The sequence below is a fragment of the Sphingomonas sp. 28-62-20 genome (assembly GCF_002281505.1).
Genome location: NZ_NCGH01000026.1, coordinates 66712 through 82163, shown reverse-complemented (window position 1 = coordinate 82163; position 15452 = coordinate 66712). Strand labels below are relative to the sequence as shown.

The following is a 15452-nucleotide window of genomic DNA, read 5'->3' as shown; positions in this document are numbered from 1 at the left end:
TCAGCGACCCGGCCGGGCGGCGTCGCCGTCTTTGGGCGGGGCAATGCGTTGCGGCGAGCCGGCTGGTACCGGCTTTACCGGAGCACCCGGCTTGGCGCGCACCGTCCCCTCGACGATCACCTTGTCGCCAGGCGAAAGGCCGGCAGACACGATCCAATTTGGCCCCTGGGTGCGATCCGCAGTGACAGCGCGTTTGATCACCTTATTGCCCGGGCCGACCAGCAACACCGTGGCATTGCCGCGCGGATCGCGGGCGAGCCCGGCCTGGGGCACCAGAAACGCGTTGGTCGCCACGGCCTGGACAAACATTGCCCGCACAAACATGCCGGGCAGCAGCAGATTTTCCGGGTTGGGGAAACGCGCGCGCAAGGTGACGGTGCCCGTGGCCTGGTCCACCGTGACTTCGGTGAACTCGACAGTGCCGGTGTGGCCATAATCAGTGCCGTCTTCCAGCTTCAGCGTCACCGCCGCCTTGCTGGGTAGCGCTTGGCCTGCCGCCAGTGCCCTGCGCAGCCCCAGCAAATCGGCACTTGATTGCTGAATATCGACGAACATGGGATCGAAATTCTGGATCACCGCCAGCGGATCAGCCTGATTGGCGGTAACCAGGGCGCCCTGGGTAAACAACGATCGGCCAATCCGCCCGCTGATCGGCGCGGGCACATTGGTGAAGCGCAGATTGATCCGCGCCGTGGCAAGCTGGGCGCGAGATTGGGCAATGCGCGCCTCCGCCTGCCGTGCCTGAGCGAGAGCATCGGTATAATCCTGCGCGCTCACCGCCTCGATCGCAGCGAGCGGTTTGAATCGATCGGCCTTGGTGCGCGCGGCATCGGCACTTGCCTGGGCGCTCAACAGATTTGCGCGCGCTTCGTCACTGGCCGCCCGGTAAAGGCTTGAATCAATTTGATAGAGCGTTTGCCCAGCATGGACGAAAGAGCCTTCGCTAAACAATCGGCGGCGGATGATACCGGAGATTTGCGGCCGCACCTCTGACGTTTGATAGGCACTCGTCCGCCCGGCGAGATCGGCGATGACCGGAACAGCGCCCGGTTGGACGACAACATATCCAACTTCAGGCGTGCCGCCCTTGCCAGCCTTGCCGCCCGATTCTTCGGCACCTCCACCGCACCCAGCCAGCAACATGAGGGTGATTTGCAACGGGGCCGACCATGCTGCTCTGCTCGATAACGACATTGCTAGCATCATCCGCCCTGGTTGCGGCCTAGCGGCCTGCGATTGTCCCTGTGTCTGCCTAATGCAGGTCCGAGGCTTTTCGTTCAAGGCGGTGACGAAGAAAGAAAAGATCGCATCATGGCAATACGGCCCTTTGGCATCTTGTGTTCGTTTCGGGGGCGGGCCACCAGCCGGTTGATTGTGCGCGAAGCGGTTCTCGACTGATTGCCGATTTTCCCAATTCCGACATAGTTTTGCGACACATGGCCGATAGGTGGCGCTGAGCCAGTCTTGGCTCAGGCGGCTTGCCCCTTGCGAATGGATTTTATGCGTACCTCTCGACTTAGCTTCCTTCTTTTGCTCGGCGTGGCGCCAGCCGCAGTATCGGCCCAGACCGCGCCGGTTGTGCCGCGCGCGCAGGACCGGCCATCGACGCCGCCAGCCGCCGACGATGGTGATGCTGGCGATGCCGATATCGTTGTCCGTGGCGCACGTCCGGTGGGATCGGTCGCTGGTGATATTCCTCCCGAGCAACAGCTTAGCCCAGCCGATATCCGGTCCTATGGGGTGAGTTCCGTCGCTGATCTGCTTGCCGAGCTGGCCCCGCAGACGCGGAGCGGGCGCGGGAGCGGCGGCGCGCCGGTGGTGCTGGTGAATGGCAAGCGGGTGGCGGGCTTTGGCGAGATCCGCGATTTGCCAACCGAAGCGATTTTGCGCGTCGATATTCTGCCCGAAGAAGTGGCGCTGAAATATGGCTTTGCCGCTGATCAGCGCGTCATCAATTTCGTCCTTCGCCCGCGTTTTCGGGCGGTGACGACCGAGTTGAACAGTCGTTTCACGACCGAAGGCGGTATCGCCAGCCCGCAGGGCGAATTTGACTTGCTTCGGATCAACCGCACCGGTCGCATCACTGTCCATGCCGATGTGCAGGGTCGCGAATCGATTACGGAGGCTGATCGCAACATTACCCTTGCGCCTAATCTGTTTGCCGTTGGCGGCAATATTGTCGGCCGCACCGGGGGCGAGATTGATCCATTGTTGAGCGCGCGGGCCGGATCGCTGGTTACCGTGGCTGGTGTGCCGGCCAGTGCCGCAACTCAGCCCCCCACGCTCAATGATTTTGCAGCGACAGCCAACCGCGCCAATGTCACCGATCTCACGCCCTTTCGAACGCTGTCGCCATCGTCGACCAATTTCAACTTGAGCGTGGTGTATGCGACCACGATTTTTGGCGATGTCAGCGCCAGTCTTAACGGGCAGATTGGCACGTCAAACAGCAACCGGTTGCTCGGCCTGCCCGGCGTTGCGCTGACGTTGCCGGTCGGCAATCGCTTTTCGCCTTTTTCGCAGGATGTAATGATCGATCGCGCGCTGATTGACGGGGTGAGCCCGCTTAGCCAGCGCAACAAGGTGTTTTCGGGCTATTTGGGGCTGACGCTCAACGGCACGCTGGGCAAATGGCAGTGGACCTTCACGGGCACTTATGACCGCAATGACAGCGAGACGATCACTGACACTGGCTTTGATATCACGAGCTATCAGGCCCGGCTGCGCGCCAATGATCCAACAGCGAACCCGTTCGGTCCCGTGCTTGCCGATGATTTCGGGCCACTGCCTGGCATCCAGTCCATCTCCAATCGCAATCGCGGAGCTGCGACGGCGCTGTTTAGCGGGTCGCTGTGGAAATTGCCGGCCGGCGCGATTTCAACAAGCGTGCGGGTTGGTGGCGTCGTTACCGATTTTTCCTCTACCGCCATCCGCGCCGGTATCGTGCAGCCCGCGCAGTCGACGCGCAATGTCGCCAATGGGCAGGTCAATATCGACGTCCCGATCACCAGCCGCAAAACTGATTTTTTGAGTTTTGCGGGTAACTTGTCGGCGAATTTTAATATCGCCTATGATTATCTTTCGGATTTCAACGCGCTCCGCACGCTGGGCTATGGCCTTAACTGGTCCCCGATTGAGCCCGTTCGCGTGATCGCATCGGTCACTGAGCAGGACGAAGCGCCAACCCAGGAGGCACTTGGCAATCCGGCGATCACGACGCCCAATATTGTCGTGTTTGATTATGTTCGCGGCGAAAATGCGCTGGTGTCTGTCGTAACGGGGGGCAATCGCGGCCTGATCAGCGAGAATCGGCTCGTCAAAAAGCTGGGGCTGACGGTCAAGCCGTTCGACAAGCAGGAGCTGACCTTCTCGGCCAATTATGTTGATAGCCGCACCAATAACCCGGTCGCCGGCTTCCCCAGCGTGACGGCGGCGATTACCGATGCTTTTCCTGATCGATTTACGCGCGATGGGAATGGCCGGTTGCTGACAATCGATCAGCGCTCAATCAATTTTGCGCAGACCAGCCGTTCGGAGATCAGGCTCGGGGTGAATTTTTCCACCGTGCTGAAATCCAAGATCCAAAAGCAGATTGAGGCGTTTCGCGCGGGCACTGGCCCCAATCCCTTTGCCGGGCTGATTCCGCCGGGCGGTCGCCGACCGCCTGGAGCTGGGCAGGGCGATGGCCCCGGCGGCGCGCGCTCTGGTGGCGGGCCTGGTGGTGGACCTGGTGGTGGACCGGGGGGCGGTGGTTTCGGTGGCGCGCCGGGAGGCGGTTTCGGTGGTGGTGGTTTTGGCGGTGGCGGCGGCGGTCGCGGCGGTCCCGGTGGGGGGCGCCTGCAATTTGCCCTTTATGACACCATCCACCTCACCAATCGCGTCCAGATCGGGGCGACTGGTCCGACGCTTGATCTCCTGCGCGGTGATACGATTGGTGATCGCGGCGGGCAGGTCCGCCACGAGCTGGAGGCGCAGGCTGGCTATAACAATAATGGCATTGGCGCGCGCCTATCGGTGAACTGGCGGAGCGGCACGACCGTTGTCAGCGGCACCAACCTCAATCCCGATACGCTTCGTTTTTCGTCGCTGGGCACGGCCAATCTGCGGCTGTTTGCTGATCTTGGCCAGCGGCTCGATCTGCTGAAGAAATACCCGTGGATGCGGGGCATGCGCGTCGTGCTGTCGGTCGACAATCTGTTCAATGAACGCCAACGCGTGACCGATCAGAATGGCTTAGTGCCAATCAGCTATCAGCCCGGTTATCTCGATCCTGTCGGCCGATCGATCCGGCTGTCAGTCCGTAAGCTGTTCTTCTAGGGGCAGCGAGTACTGGCAATCGGAGGAGATTGAGTTAGATGGGCCTGCGCTTGCAGGCGGGCACGCCGCGAATAGGGATGGTTTTGACTTATGCGGATTACGATGATCGGCTCGGGCTATGTGGGCTTGGTTTCGGGCGCTTGTTTTTCGGATTTCGGCCATGACGTGATTTGCGTCGACAAGGATGCGGCCAAGATTGAGGCGCTGAAGGCAGGCCGGATGCCGATTTACGAGCCCGGGCTGAGCGGGCTGGTTGCCACTAACGTCAATGCTGGGCGGCTGACCTTCACGACCGATCTGAAATCAGCCGTTGCGGGGGCTGATGCTATCTTCATCGCGGTCGGCACGCCGTCGCGCCGCGGCGATGGCCATGCCGATCTGACCTATGTGTTCGATGCTTCACGAGAAATTGCAGAAGCGCTGACCGGCCCGAGTGTCGTTGTCACCAAATCGACGGTCCCTGTCGGCACTGGTGATAAGGTAGAAGCAATCCTGCGCGAGATCGCGCCCAATTTGGATGTGGCGGTCGTTTCCAATCCGGAATTCCTGCGGGAAGGCGCCGCGATCGGCGATTTCAAGCGCCCTGATCGCATCGTCATCGGCACGGAAGATGCCCGCGCAATGCAAGTGATGCGCGATATTTATCGTCCGCTCTACCTGAACGAGAGCCCGATCCTGTTCACGGCACGCCGCACGGCGGAGCTCATCAAATATGCCGCCAATGCCTTTTTGGCGACCAAGATCACCTTCATCAACGAAATCGCCGACCTGTGCGAGGCAGTCGGCGCCAATGTGCAGGATGTGTCGCGCGGCATTGGGCTGGATAACCGGATTGGGTCGAAATTCCTGCATGCCGGGCCAGGCTATGGCGGGTCATGCTTTCCAAAGGATACGCTTGCACTGCTCAAGACCGCTGAGGATTTTGGGACGCCGATCCGCATCGTGGAGGCGGTTGTGGAGGTTAATGACAACCGCAAGCTTGCCATGGGGCGCAAGGTGATCACTGCGCTTGGCGGCGAAGCGCGCGGCAAGACAGTTGCGGTCCTGGGCCTTACCTTCAAGCCCAACACCGATGACATGCGCGATGCACCGAGCCTTGCGATTATTCAAACCCTGCTCGACGCGGGCGCCACGATCCGCGCCTATGATCCAGAAGGCATGGAACCGGCGCGGGCGATGCTGCCGGGCGTTGTTTTCTGTACCGATGCCTATGAAGCAGCAGCCGGGGCCGATGCCGTCACGATCGTTACCGAATGGGATATCTTCCGTGCGCTCGATCTGAAACGCTTGGCCGCCACGATGGTGACACCGGTCATGGTCGATCTGCGCAATATCTATCCGCCAATCGATGCTGAGCGGGCCGGTTTCACCTATTACTCGATTGGGCGCGGATAACTTCCGGGCCGATCGCAGACTTGGGATTCACGCTGATATAATGCCATTGGCGGCTTGTTTGCCGGGCATGATCGTCGGACTTGCAATGCAAGTATCAGCCGAACTTTCGGTCGCGCTTCCTGATCAGTTATCGGAATATGTGTCCTTGAAAGGACACCCGCGCGCTCAATTCATGTGACAATAAACGTGTCCGGTGGCGTGTCGTTCCTTTGCGGCTGCGCGATCTATCGGGTTACTTTACTGAGAAGCATTGGCGCTATTAAGCGTCGCATGGTTGCTATCATCTCCTTCCGAAGGCATCACTGGCAAAGCCAAATGCCAAGCACGGTGCAGTGCAGACCTAGGTTGGATGATGATGAAAAAGGCGTTGATCACTGGCATCACCGGGCAGGATGGAGCATATCTCACAGAATTTTTATTGGCCAAGGGTTATGAAGTTCATGGCATCAAGCGGCGATCTTCCAGCTTCAATACGCCGCGACTCGACGAATTCATCATCGAGCGTGAAAAGGCGGATATCCCCTTTTTTCTGCACTATGGCGACCTGACCGATACATCGAGTCTGATCCGCATCCTGCAATCGATCCTGCCGGATGAAATCTATAATCTCGGCGCGCAAAGCCACGTGAAGGTCAGCTTCGAGACGCCTGAATACACCGCTAATGCCGACGCCGTTGGCCCCCTGCGGCTGTTGGAGGCGATTAGAATTTTGGGACTTGAACGGACAACGAAGCTCTATCAGGCATCGACATCAGAGATGTATGGCGCGTCACCGCCGCCGCAATCGGAAACGACGCGTTTCTATCCGCGCAGCCCTTATGCCGTCGCCAAGCTTTATGCGTTTTGGATCGTCGTCAATTACCGCGAAGCCTATGGGATGCATGCGTCCAACGGCATCTTGTTCAACCATGAAAGTCCGTTGCGCGGTGAAACATTTGTTACGCGCAAGATCACCCGTGCGGTCGCCGCGATCGCCCGTGATCGTCAGGATCGGTTGGTCCTGGGCAATCTTACATCGCGCCGCGATTGGGGGCATGCGCGCGATTATGTTGAAGGCATGTGGCAGATCGTCCAGCAGGACACGCCCGACGATTATGTGCTTGCGACCGGTGTGGATTACTCCATTCGTGATTTTGTTGAAGCCGCCTTTGGCGAAGTCGGGATCGGCATTGATTGGGCAGGCCATGGGGCGGACGAGATCGGCCGTTGCAGGGTAACAGGCCGGACACTGGTTTCCATCGATCCGCGCTATTTCCGCCCGACCGAAGTCGATGCGCTGCGCGGCGATGCCAGCAAGGCCCGGCGCGTGCTTGGCTGGGCGCCGCGGATCGGGTTCAATCAACTGGTGCATGAGATGGTCGAAAGCGATTTGGCGCTGATCGATACGGGCTTCTCTGTGCTCGGCCCGCGTGGCGTCGCTGCCCGGGTTGCGACGATGTATGACGAATAGGGATTAGCCACGACGGCGCGGTGCGCGCTTTTCCAGGCGCGCCGCTGCTATCGGCGGGGCTCGCGTCGATGATGACGCTTTTCAGTGTTGCGCGCGATTGCGACCTTGTTTCCTTATTCATGGCGCCGCGCTTGGGCTTATTCGCATCCATTTCTGGACTGTAGCGATAGTTAAATCATTGGACGGAAGCTTGTTTTTGGTTTGTGCATCGTTTGCGTCGCTAAGAACGCAAAAGGGGGGGGGTGCACATGAGATCCGGTTTCGTGCTGGCTGCTTTGTTGACGGCGGCGGTGATGGCACAACCCGTTGCCGCGCAGGAGCGCAGCGCCACAAGGGCCGGGTTTGCGCTGCCCGCTGACGGCGGCAAGACGATTTTGGTCTTGCGGCCGTCGGTTCGCGTCGGTGCACAATCTACCGGTGGTCTTTTCGAACCCAATGGCGATTGGACCGACGAAGCGCGGAAAAACATCGAGACTGCACTGGCTGACCAGCAGGGGACGCTTGGCAACCGCGTCATCGCGGCGCCTGATGCCGTTGGGGCGGATGCGGCGCTTGTCGAGGAATATGCAGCGCTGTTTGCGGCGGTGTCGAAATCGGTCATCGACTATCAGTTTTTTGTCGGCAATCGGCTGCCGACCAAGAAGCGCGACAATAGTGCGAATGTGTTCGACTGGTCGTTGGGCAGCGGTATCGCCGCGTTGCCTGGGGCGAAGGACGCAGACTATGCGCTGTTTATCTACAACCAGGATGCCTATGGCTCGACTGGGCGCAAGTTACTCCAGGTGGTTGCGCTTTTGGGGCCGGGTATCGCGATCAAATCGGGTGAGCATGCCGGCTATGCGGGGCTTGTCGATTTGAAGACGGGTGACTTGCTTTGGCTCAACGCCGATAGCGCAATGGGGGGCGATGTCCGTACCCCGGAAGGCGCCAAAAAGCGCGTTGCACAGCTGCTGGAGGACTTTCCCGGCAGCGCTAAACCCAAACCGGCCACCGGCCAGTGATTGCCTTGATTGCCCCGATGATCGCTGCGAGCGCGATGCTTGGGGTGCCAGTGACGGGGCCAGCGCCCAAGGATGTCGCGCCGCCTCCGCCCCCTTATGCCGGCGTCTATCAGCCGAACGGCGTGGACGAGATTGGCGTGTGGAAGGATGCTGATGAAGACGAGCGGATGCTTGCCAACGCCCCGATCGTCATTCGCGACGAGGCGCTGAACGCCTATGTCCGCCGCGTGTTATGCGACACCGTTGGTGCCGAACGCTGCAAGAGCGCACGGATCTACATTTTACGCACGCCCATCTTCAACGCCAGCATGATGCCGAATGGCGCGATGCGGGTGTTAAGCGGATTGCTGCTGCGGGCGCGCAACGAGGCCGAATTGGGCGCGGTGCTGGGCCATGAATTCGGGCATTTTGAGCGCCGCCACAGCCTTGCCGAATTCAAGGTGCAGCGAAGTGCGACTGATTTGTTGAGCTGGGCAACGGTGTTGTCAGCGACGGCGGCGACCTATGGCGCGCGATCCAATTTCGACCAGATTCAATTGTCGGTGTACGGCAGTTTTTATCACTTCAGCCGCGATCAAGAGCGCGAAGCTGATCGGTTCGGTGTGGGCTATCTCAACGCCAGTGCGCTGCGCCCACAGTCTGCATCCGTGGTTTGGCAGAACATCATCGCCGAGGCCGAAGCTTCCGCAAAAGCGCGCGGGCTGAAGAAGCCCCGGTTCGACAAGGTTGCGTTCTTTGCCACGCATCCGCCTGAGGCCGAGCGCGCAGCGACATTGGCCAGCCTTGCCGCACCAGAGGGCGCGGCGCGCGACGATGGCGCAGCGCGGTACAAACAAGCCATGGCACCATGGCTGCCGATCTTTCTGGACGATCAGGTCAAGCTCAACGATTTCGGCGGGAGCGATTACCTCATCACGACGCTGGCCGGGAACGGCTGGACGGCGCCACTGTGGCTGGCACGCGGCGATTTGTATCGCGCCCGCGGCAACCCGCGTGACCTGGTCAATGCGGCGGATTTTTACGGCAATGCGGTGGCATTGGAACCGGCGCTGCCAGAGGCGCATCGCGGGCTTGGGCTGTCCTTGATGAAGATCGGTCGGCGGACGGAGGGGCAGGCCTCTTTGCGCCGCTATCTCGAGCTTAAACCAAATGCGTCGGACGCAAGCATGATTGGTCTGCTGGCCGCAACGAACGGGGGTAGTTTGTGAGCATCACTCAAAAATGGATCAGCCCATTGGTTCCGATGGCGTTGGCGGTAGCGCTCGCCATGTCGCCGGCGACCGCAAACGGCTATCGCGCAAAGGACAAGCCGGTGCCGGTTGCCAACGCAGCAATGATCGTCACGCCATCGCGTGACTGGAACCAGCTGTCCATCAAGCCTGGCAAAAAGGCAGAGACATGGACGCTGGACGGTGAGCAGCTAAACGACGTGACCTGGTTCGGCGGCATTGCGCCGGGCGAACCGCTGGTGCGCGAGATTAGCAAGAAGCGCAAACCCCTGCCGAAATTCACCAGCGCCACCTTGCTGGTGGAACTGCCCGAGCTGCTGGAGGCAACCTATCGCAGTGCAAAGGATATCGGCAGTTTCAAGGTGATCAGTTCCGCACCGGATCGGTTCCTGGGGCAGGACGGGATCCGGTTCAGCTATGAATATGTCGACAATGATAACCTGCCCCGCAAGGGGGAGGCCCGCGCGGCGCTGGCCAAGGGGCAGCTCTATATGGTGACGTTCGATGCGCCGCGGCTGCATTTCTTCGATAAGTTGCTGGAGGATTTTCATGCCCTCAGCGACAGTGCACGGCTTTCCTGAGGCGACAGACACGGGGCAATCGCCTGGCAATGTCGCTGTCGAGGATGATGTTGCCGCCCATTGGCTGGTGCGTGCCCATTGCTGCCATGCCGTGGGTGAGGGTTATGCGTGGGCGGGCAACCGAGAGCCTGCTGTGGACTTGCGGTAACAGACTAGAGAAATTCGGCACCGGCATGTCGCGCGCCTTGAAGCGGGCGTTTCGCTGTTGGCGATGGTCTGCGCGATAACGCGCCGATGGCCGTTTTCGGTACCGATCTGCAATACGCTTCGATCGGCGCAGTTTATTCAGGCGATACGGAAATGACCCGGCCCAACCGCTATCAGGGCAATTACTTCATGCCCGGCTTCGCTGAGGGCGTCGTGCTGCCGATGGCGGTCAAACAGTTCCATTATCTGCACCCAGGCCTCAGCATCGATGATTTCCTGCCCCCGGCGCTTGCTGCGTTGGCACCCGTTCGCGCACTGGCGACGCCGATCGTGTCAATCTAGAGATCATCGACAAGCGAAATCCGCAGCTTGATTGAAGGTAGCGTGACGAAGCCAGCGTATGATTTTCTTGTTTTGTCATCACGGGTGTGGCGTGCAGATCTATTCAACCACGATCGTCAGCCTAAGGCTGCGGCCGGGGCGGGGGGTGCCGACGGCATCCCAGCTGCGGTTGTCGCCCAGGTTCAGCAATGTCAGGCGAAGGGTCAGGTGATCGCTGGCAGTATAGCGGATTCCGGCATCGGCCTCGACATGGCCCGCGGTCAATCTCGCGCCGGTCGGGATCGAACTGTCGTTAAATGCACTGTTGGCACGCACGGCGGCCGTCGCCTGCCAGCGCCTTCGCTCCCAAGTGAGGCGCATATTGCCCTTCCAGGCCGGCCGCCCGCGCAACGGTGTCGGGCTGTCGATAGCGAGATAGCCACCCGCCGCCGCAAGTGACCATTCGCTGGCCAGGCGCACCGCCACGTCGGCATCGGCGCCGCGCGTCCCGACACGCGCGCGATTGACGAGCCGGAAAGCAACGGGGTCAAAGTCGATGAGGTCGTTGTAGCGATTATCGTATAGCGTCACGCTGGCATGGCCCTGCTGAAAGGGCCACTCCATGCCCAAAGCCACGGTGCGGCTTCGTTCGGGCTGTAGAGCGGGATTGCCGATCAACGGGTGGCCGATCGCAAAGAGGCTGGGAAGCTTATAACCGGTCGTGACCGTTGCGTTGAAACGTGGTCCCCCCACGCCGGTCGACCAGCCGATACCGCCGCGTCCGGTCCAATTACCGTTGCCCGCCTGCCTGTCATAGCGCAGCGCGCCGCTGACGGAAAAGCCGGCGGGCAGGGCGGCGCTTGCCTCGGCAAAGCCGCTATAGGTTGTCCGCACGCGGGCGAACCGCGTCGGCAGGGGAAAACCGACGTCGAGAAACCCGTCGCTGCGTCCATCCTCGCGAAGGAAAACCCCGCCGGCCGACGCCGTCACTCGGCCAAGGTCGCCCACTATGGCGGCAATGGCCTCGATCCGCTCAAAACGGGTGCTGGCGACTGTTGCGGGAACGCCGCCAAGCGCACCCGGGGCAATTGCGGGTGAATCGCTGTCCCCGCGCTGCAGCGATCGATTGAACGACAAACTGGGCCGCAGCACTGCCGACCGGTCGCGCGTCAACGACAGCCCGGCGACCGCCAGCGAGCCATGGCGTAGTTCCCGCTGGCGATTGTTGGCGAGCAAGGGGCCACCGCTGTCCTGGGGATAGGCGGTGCCATCGGTATCGGCATAAAGCCCAATCGCGTTGAGGCTGAAACCGCCAATCTGCTGCCGCGCGCGGGCAAGCCCGTGACTGCGCCGCAGCGTGCCCGCTGGGTTGCCGTCGCCGCTGTCAAAATAGCCGCCCGAAACGCGTGCCCCGCCGCTGCCCCAGCCACCGGACAGATTGGCCGAAGCGTTGCCGCCATAATTGCTGTCGATCCAGCCCTGCGCGGCGGCATCCACCCCGGTGCGGGTTGGTGGTCTTGTGATGATCTGCACCACGCCCGACAGCGCATCTGATCCATGCACCGCCGATGCCGCGCTGCGCAGCACCTCGACACGCTCGACCGCCGACGGGTCCAGCAGCATGAAATCAAATGCGCCGCCCTGGCTATTGGTCGGATCATTGAGGCGGATGCCATCGATCAACACGACCGTGAAATTGGGCTCGCCGCCGCGGATCGACAGGAAACTGCCGCCGGCAGGGCCGCCGGTCGAAAATGCCCGGACGCCCGGCACGTCATCAAGCAGATCGAGCAGCGAGCTCGCCTGGCGGCGCTCGATTGCCGCGCGGTCGGTGACGGCAACGTCGGTTGCATTGTCAATGCGCGACGCCGTGACGACGATGCTGCCATCCGCATCCCAGACCGGTTTACTTTGCGCATCGGCAACCGAAGGCGCCAATAGCACCGTTGCGACCAGTGAAAGACGCGCAATGGCGCGCCGCAATCCGGAGTCGTTCAAGGAGCGCGCATCGATCGGCTGAGCTTGTCGAAGTCACGACCGGCTTCTGCCTTGGCCATCAGGCCGGGACTGGCGCCGACGACAGCTTTGGTCACGATGGCGTCGTTCAGGAAATTATAGAGCAATGTCCGCTGGCCAATCGTCATGTCGCGCGTCACCGGCATGAAGCGGAACAGCTCGAAATTGGCAGGGTCGGTGAGCTTGCGGATCACGTTTGCATAGGACTTTACCTGATGCTCGTCGCCGAGCAGCAACCAATTGTCCATGCACGGTGCCATCGCTTCCCAGTTCGACAGGACGAAATTGTGGACATTGTCCCAGGTCGGATCCATCGCGCCGATATCGGCTTCAGCCGGCAGCACCCGCAGGTACATATAGGTATAGGTCTGGGTATCGAAAGCTCGGTTTGTGACAGGCAGTTTGGGATTGTCGCCGGGCTGGAAAACCAGGCCCGTCACGCTGCCTTGGGTGGCGCTAAGCGGAAAACGCACGATCCCGGTCGCGTCGGTCGACAGCGTCACACCCGTATTCTGGCCCGCGCCAAGTTCTGACATGGTGACCTTGACGCCAGGACCGGCCGGGACCCCGCGACCGAAGACCCGAACGGTCGTGATGTGGGTATCACCTTCGTTGAGATAAAGGTTGGGCTCGCTGGGGATCGCTCGCAGCGGCGCCTCATCGAGATATTTCGTGCCGTCGCCGCCGACGAGGCTCAGATTCATATTCTTGAGCAGCTCGGCGGTGCCGGGATTTAGGGGAATGTCGATAATGCCCGACGTCGCCTCATACGCGGCTTGATCATATTGGTCGGGCTGGATTTGCGCGACTTCCATAATCGCAACGGCGGGTGGCGGATCGGCGGCGGTGAGGGTCAGCACGCCAAGATCGACCTTGTCCGGAGCGCGGCTGGCCCAAGGAATGCAGTTCGATAGGTCGAGCGAAATCCGGTCTTCGCCAACCAATGCCCAGCCAGTGCCGCACACGGCTGGGCCGATCTTTGGATTGGTACTGACGGTAATCGGTACGCTGGTGGTCAACAGCGCACGGTTCGCCGGTTCGTGAAATGGATCGTCCCGCATCCACAGGCCGATCGTGCCGACCAGCAGGCTGCGTGCGGGATTGGGCTGGAACCCCTTGGCCGCGAATTTCTGCTGCAGCGTTGTGCCAGCTGTGACGCTGCCGGCTGATCCGTTCGACAGCGTCGGGTCGTCATAATAGACCGTCCGATAGGTGACGAAGCGAGTCATCACGCCAAGGACGTTCGGATTATCCATCGCTTGAGCAAGCCGCATCAAGGCGACGGAATCAAATGCGTCGATTTCCAGCCCGGCATCCTTGGGGAAACAGGTCTGCCACAGCACCGACGCGACGCCCGCGACCATGTTGTTGTTGGGGTTGGCTGAAAAGTTGATGTACCGGTCGCTGAACCGCGATACGCGTTTGCCCGCGACACGACACCCCCCGGCGATGCCGAACGACATGCCATCGAAGAACAGCTGCGACGACAGCGCACCATAGGGCTCGCAGTCGACAAGCATGCCGGTGAACGATGCTGGCGCGTTGACGAACGGGTCGCTGGTATCAAGTCCACCGCCGGTATCCACGCCGGTGATGCAACTGTTGAAGAAGGACGAGCGATAGCTGCCGGCCGGGTTCCAGTTGCCGCTATTGACAATCTCGGCAACGGCGGCGTCGCGGAAATTCGCAACTTGGGCAGCGCGGACGGTCGCCTGATCTAGCGTCGAGTCACAATCATTCTCATCATAACCAGCCGGGGCGCTAGTCGGCGCATAATTGTTAGTGGTGACGGGGTCCCAGCTGATTTCGCCCTTATAGTAGATCCTGGGAATCTCGAGAACGCTCATGCTGCCGCTCCCTTATTTTGATCGAGATAGACAAAGGCGGGTCCCGCGACCGAACGCCCGTCGGCCAGCGGTGTGTTCAGGGCCTTGATCGCCGCCATGCGAAGATCGAACATCGCACGGACCGCCTCGCCGAGCCCACCCAGCTTGCCATTAAAGGCACCGACAAGGGCATCGACCATGGCGGAATAAGCGGTGTTGCACGCCATCTGCGCCGCCTGGGCATCGACTGGGTCTTGCGCGAAATCATGCAGTTCGGGATCGGCGATCGCGGGATAGACCGCGTGCCAATCAACCCCTAGCGGCGGACCCCAAGCATAGCCGACGGGGTTGGGGGCCTTCATCAGCACCTGGTTCTTCGCGACTTCCCAGAACCGATAATAATGCGCGAGGTCGTTCTGGAAATCGAGCGGACTGCCTGTGGTGCCGGGCGAAACAGGTGTGCCCTCGCCTTCGGAGACGATATTGTCGATGGCCCGACATGCATCGTCATAGTCGTTTACTGCGAAGACTTGCCCCTGGAAGAACTGCGAATCGTCGATCTGGTTGCGATTGGGTGTCCAGGCCGATGTCGGCAGGGTTTTCAGCGCGAGTTTAAGTCGCTCATAATATTCCCCAATAGTAATCCCGGGTTCGGCGGCGAGCTTCATGCTTGGCGGATCGATCGGCGTTGATGGCTCCTCGATCGCCATGCCTTGCTGCATGGCTGCCTCGGAAAAGGGCAGCAGGTGCAGCTCCAGTCCGCCGCCAACGTCATGCGGCAAAGTTCCGGGGTAATGTGGCGGGTTGATTGCAGGGGAACCACCGATCGCGTTCATGATGTTGCACGCCAGGCACATATGAATCATCTCTTGTCCGATGATCGATTGCACCCGGCTTGCCGCCGCCGCGTTGGTGTCAGGAAGGATCGTGAGGCGCGCGTAGAGATAGGGTGGTAGGGTGGCGAACTCGATATCAATCGCGCTCTGCACTAATCCTTGAACGTCGGTGACGTTGTCCGGTTCATTCCATTGTACCCTGATCATGGCCCCTCCAAATCGGCGGGCTGCTCATGTCTTGCCGATGAGCAATATGCCGCCTGCGAACAACTGATGACGCGCAATCAAAGACTGTTTGTACAAAAAATTTCAAAAACCGAAACGACCACCAAT

Annotated in this window: 11 protein-coding genes; 7 read left to right on the top strand and 4 right to left on the bottom strand. The window is 60.6% G+C overall.

The genetic code is table 11. The features are described 5' to 3' along the window. Positions 1-1143, bottom strand: coding sequence for an efflux RND transporter periplasmic adaptor subunit (locus B7Y43_RS17265; RefSeq protein WP_374132933.1), 1143 nt, complete (start codon positions 1141-1143; stop codon positions 1-3). A gap of 357 nt (positions 1144-1500) precedes the next feature. Here B7Y43_RS17265 and B7Y43_RS17260 point away from each other — a divergent pair, with 357 nt between their 5' ends. From B7Y43_RS17260 to B7Y43_RS17230, 7 genes are all read left to right on the top strand, one after another. After that, positions 1501-4317, top strand: coding sequence for a TonB-dependent receptor (locus B7Y43_RS17260; protein ID WP_374132916.1), 2817 nt, complete (start codon positions 1501-1503; stop codon positions 4315-4317). Between the two features lie 90 nt (positions 4318-4407). After that, positions 4408-5712, top strand: coding sequence for a UDP-glucose/GDP-mannose dehydrogenase family protein (locus tag B7Y43_RS17255; protein ID WP_374132915.1), 1305 nt, complete (start codon positions 4408-4410; stop codon positions 5710-5712). A gap of 349 nt (positions 5713-6061) precedes the next feature. After that, a complete protein-coding gene (gene gmd / locus B7Y43_RS17250; protein WP_374132914.1) occupies positions 6062-7162 on the top strand; it encodes a GDP-mannose 4,6-dehydratase in 1101 nt (366 codons plus the stop codon). A 248-nt stretch (positions 7163-7410) separates the two neighbouring features. Continuing rightward, on the top strand, positions 7411-8163 hold the full coding sequence (locus tag B7Y43_RS17245) for a hypothetical protein (protein WP_374132913.1): 753 nt from the start codon (positions 7411-7413) through the stop codon (positions 8161-8163). Positions 8164-8180: 17 nt separating this feature from the next. Then, entirely contained in the window at positions 8181-9371 is a 1191-nt protein-coding gene (locus B7Y43_RS17240) for a M48 family metallopeptidase (RefSeq protein WP_374132912.1), read from the top strand. Then, positions 9368-9973 carry a hypothetical protein gene (locus B7Y43_RS17235; RefSeq protein WP_374132911.1) on the top strand — a complete coding sequence of 202 codons (606 nt, stop codon included), beginning with the start codon at positions 9368-9370 and terminating at the stop codon, positions 9971-9973. Before B7Y43_RS17240 ends, B7Y43_RS17235 begins: the two co-directional genes overlap by 4 nt. Before the next feature lie 300 nt (positions 9974-10273). Then, positions 10274-10462 (top strand): hypothetical protein, encoded by a 189-nt coding sequence (locus tag B7Y43_RS17230; RefSeq protein ID WP_374132910.1) that lies wholly within the window; start codon positions 10274-10276, stop codon positions 10460-10462. A gap of 99 nt (positions 10463-10561) precedes the next feature. Here the strand turns inward: B7Y43_RS17230 and B7Y43_RS17225 are convergent, their stop codons facing one another. The 3 genes from B7Y43_RS17225 to B7Y43_RS17215 are packed head-to-tail and all read right to left on the bottom strand — an operon-like array spanning position 10562 to position 15326. Beyond that, positions 10562-12439 (bottom strand): TonB-dependent siderophore receptor, encoded by a 1878-nt coding sequence (locus tag B7Y43_RS17225; RefSeq protein ID WP_374132909.1) that lies wholly within the window; start codon positions 12437-12439, stop codon positions 10562-10564. After that, positions 12436-14304, bottom strand: coding sequence for a hypothetical protein (locus tag B7Y43_RS17220; RefSeq protein ID WP_374132908.1), 1869 nt, complete (start codon positions 14302-14304; stop codon positions 12436-12438). The genes B7Y43_RS17225 and B7Y43_RS17220 overlap by 4 nt, the downstream gene beginning before the upstream one ends. After that, on the bottom strand, positions 14301-15326 hold the full coding sequence (locus B7Y43_RS17215; RefSeq protein WP_374132907.1) for a ferritin-like protein: 1026 nt from the start codon (positions 15324-15326) through the stop codon (positions 14301-14303). The genes B7Y43_RS17220 and B7Y43_RS17215 overlap by 4 nt, the downstream gene beginning before the upstream one ends. Positions 15327-15452 lie beyond the last annotated feature (126 nt).

Bases quoted from the DNA above. Each gene is read 5' to 3' on its own strand.
- B7Y43_RS17255 (WP_374132915.1), top strand. From the start codon at position 4,408: ATGCGGATTACGATGATCGGCTCGGGCTATGTGGGCTTGGTTTCGGGC.
- B7Y43_RS17230 (WP_374132910.1), top strand. From the start codon at position 10,274: ATGACCCGGCCCAACCGCTATCAGGGCAATTACTTCATGCCCGGCTTC.
- gmd (WP_374132914.1), top strand. From the start codon at position 6,062: ATGATGATGAAAAAGGCGTTGATCACTGGCATCACCGGGCAGGATGGA.
- B7Y43_RS17265 (WP_374132933.1), bottom strand. From the start codon at position 1,143: ATGTTGCTGGCTGGGTGCGGTGGAGGTGCCGAAGAATCGGGCGGCAAG.
- B7Y43_RS17220 (WP_374132908.1), bottom strand. From the start codon at position 14,304: ATGAGCGTTCTCGAGATTCCCAGGATCTACTATAAGGGCGAAATCAGC.
- B7Y43_RS17260 (WP_374132916.1), top strand. From the start codon at position 1,501: ATGCGTACCTCTCGACTTAGCTTCCTTCTTTTGCTCGGCGTGGCGCCA.
- B7Y43_RS17215 (WP_374132907.1), bottom strand. From the start codon at position 15,326: ATGATCAGGGTACAATGGAATGAACCGGACAACGTCACCGACGTTCAA.
- B7Y43_RS17240 (WP_374132912.1), top strand. From the start codon at position 8,181: ATGATCGCTGCGAGCGCGATGCTTGGGGTGCCAGTGACGGGGCCAGCG.
- B7Y43_RS17245 (WP_374132913.1), top strand. From the start codon at position 7,411: ATGAGATCCGGTTTCGTGCTGGCTGCTTTGTTGACGGCGGCGGTGATG.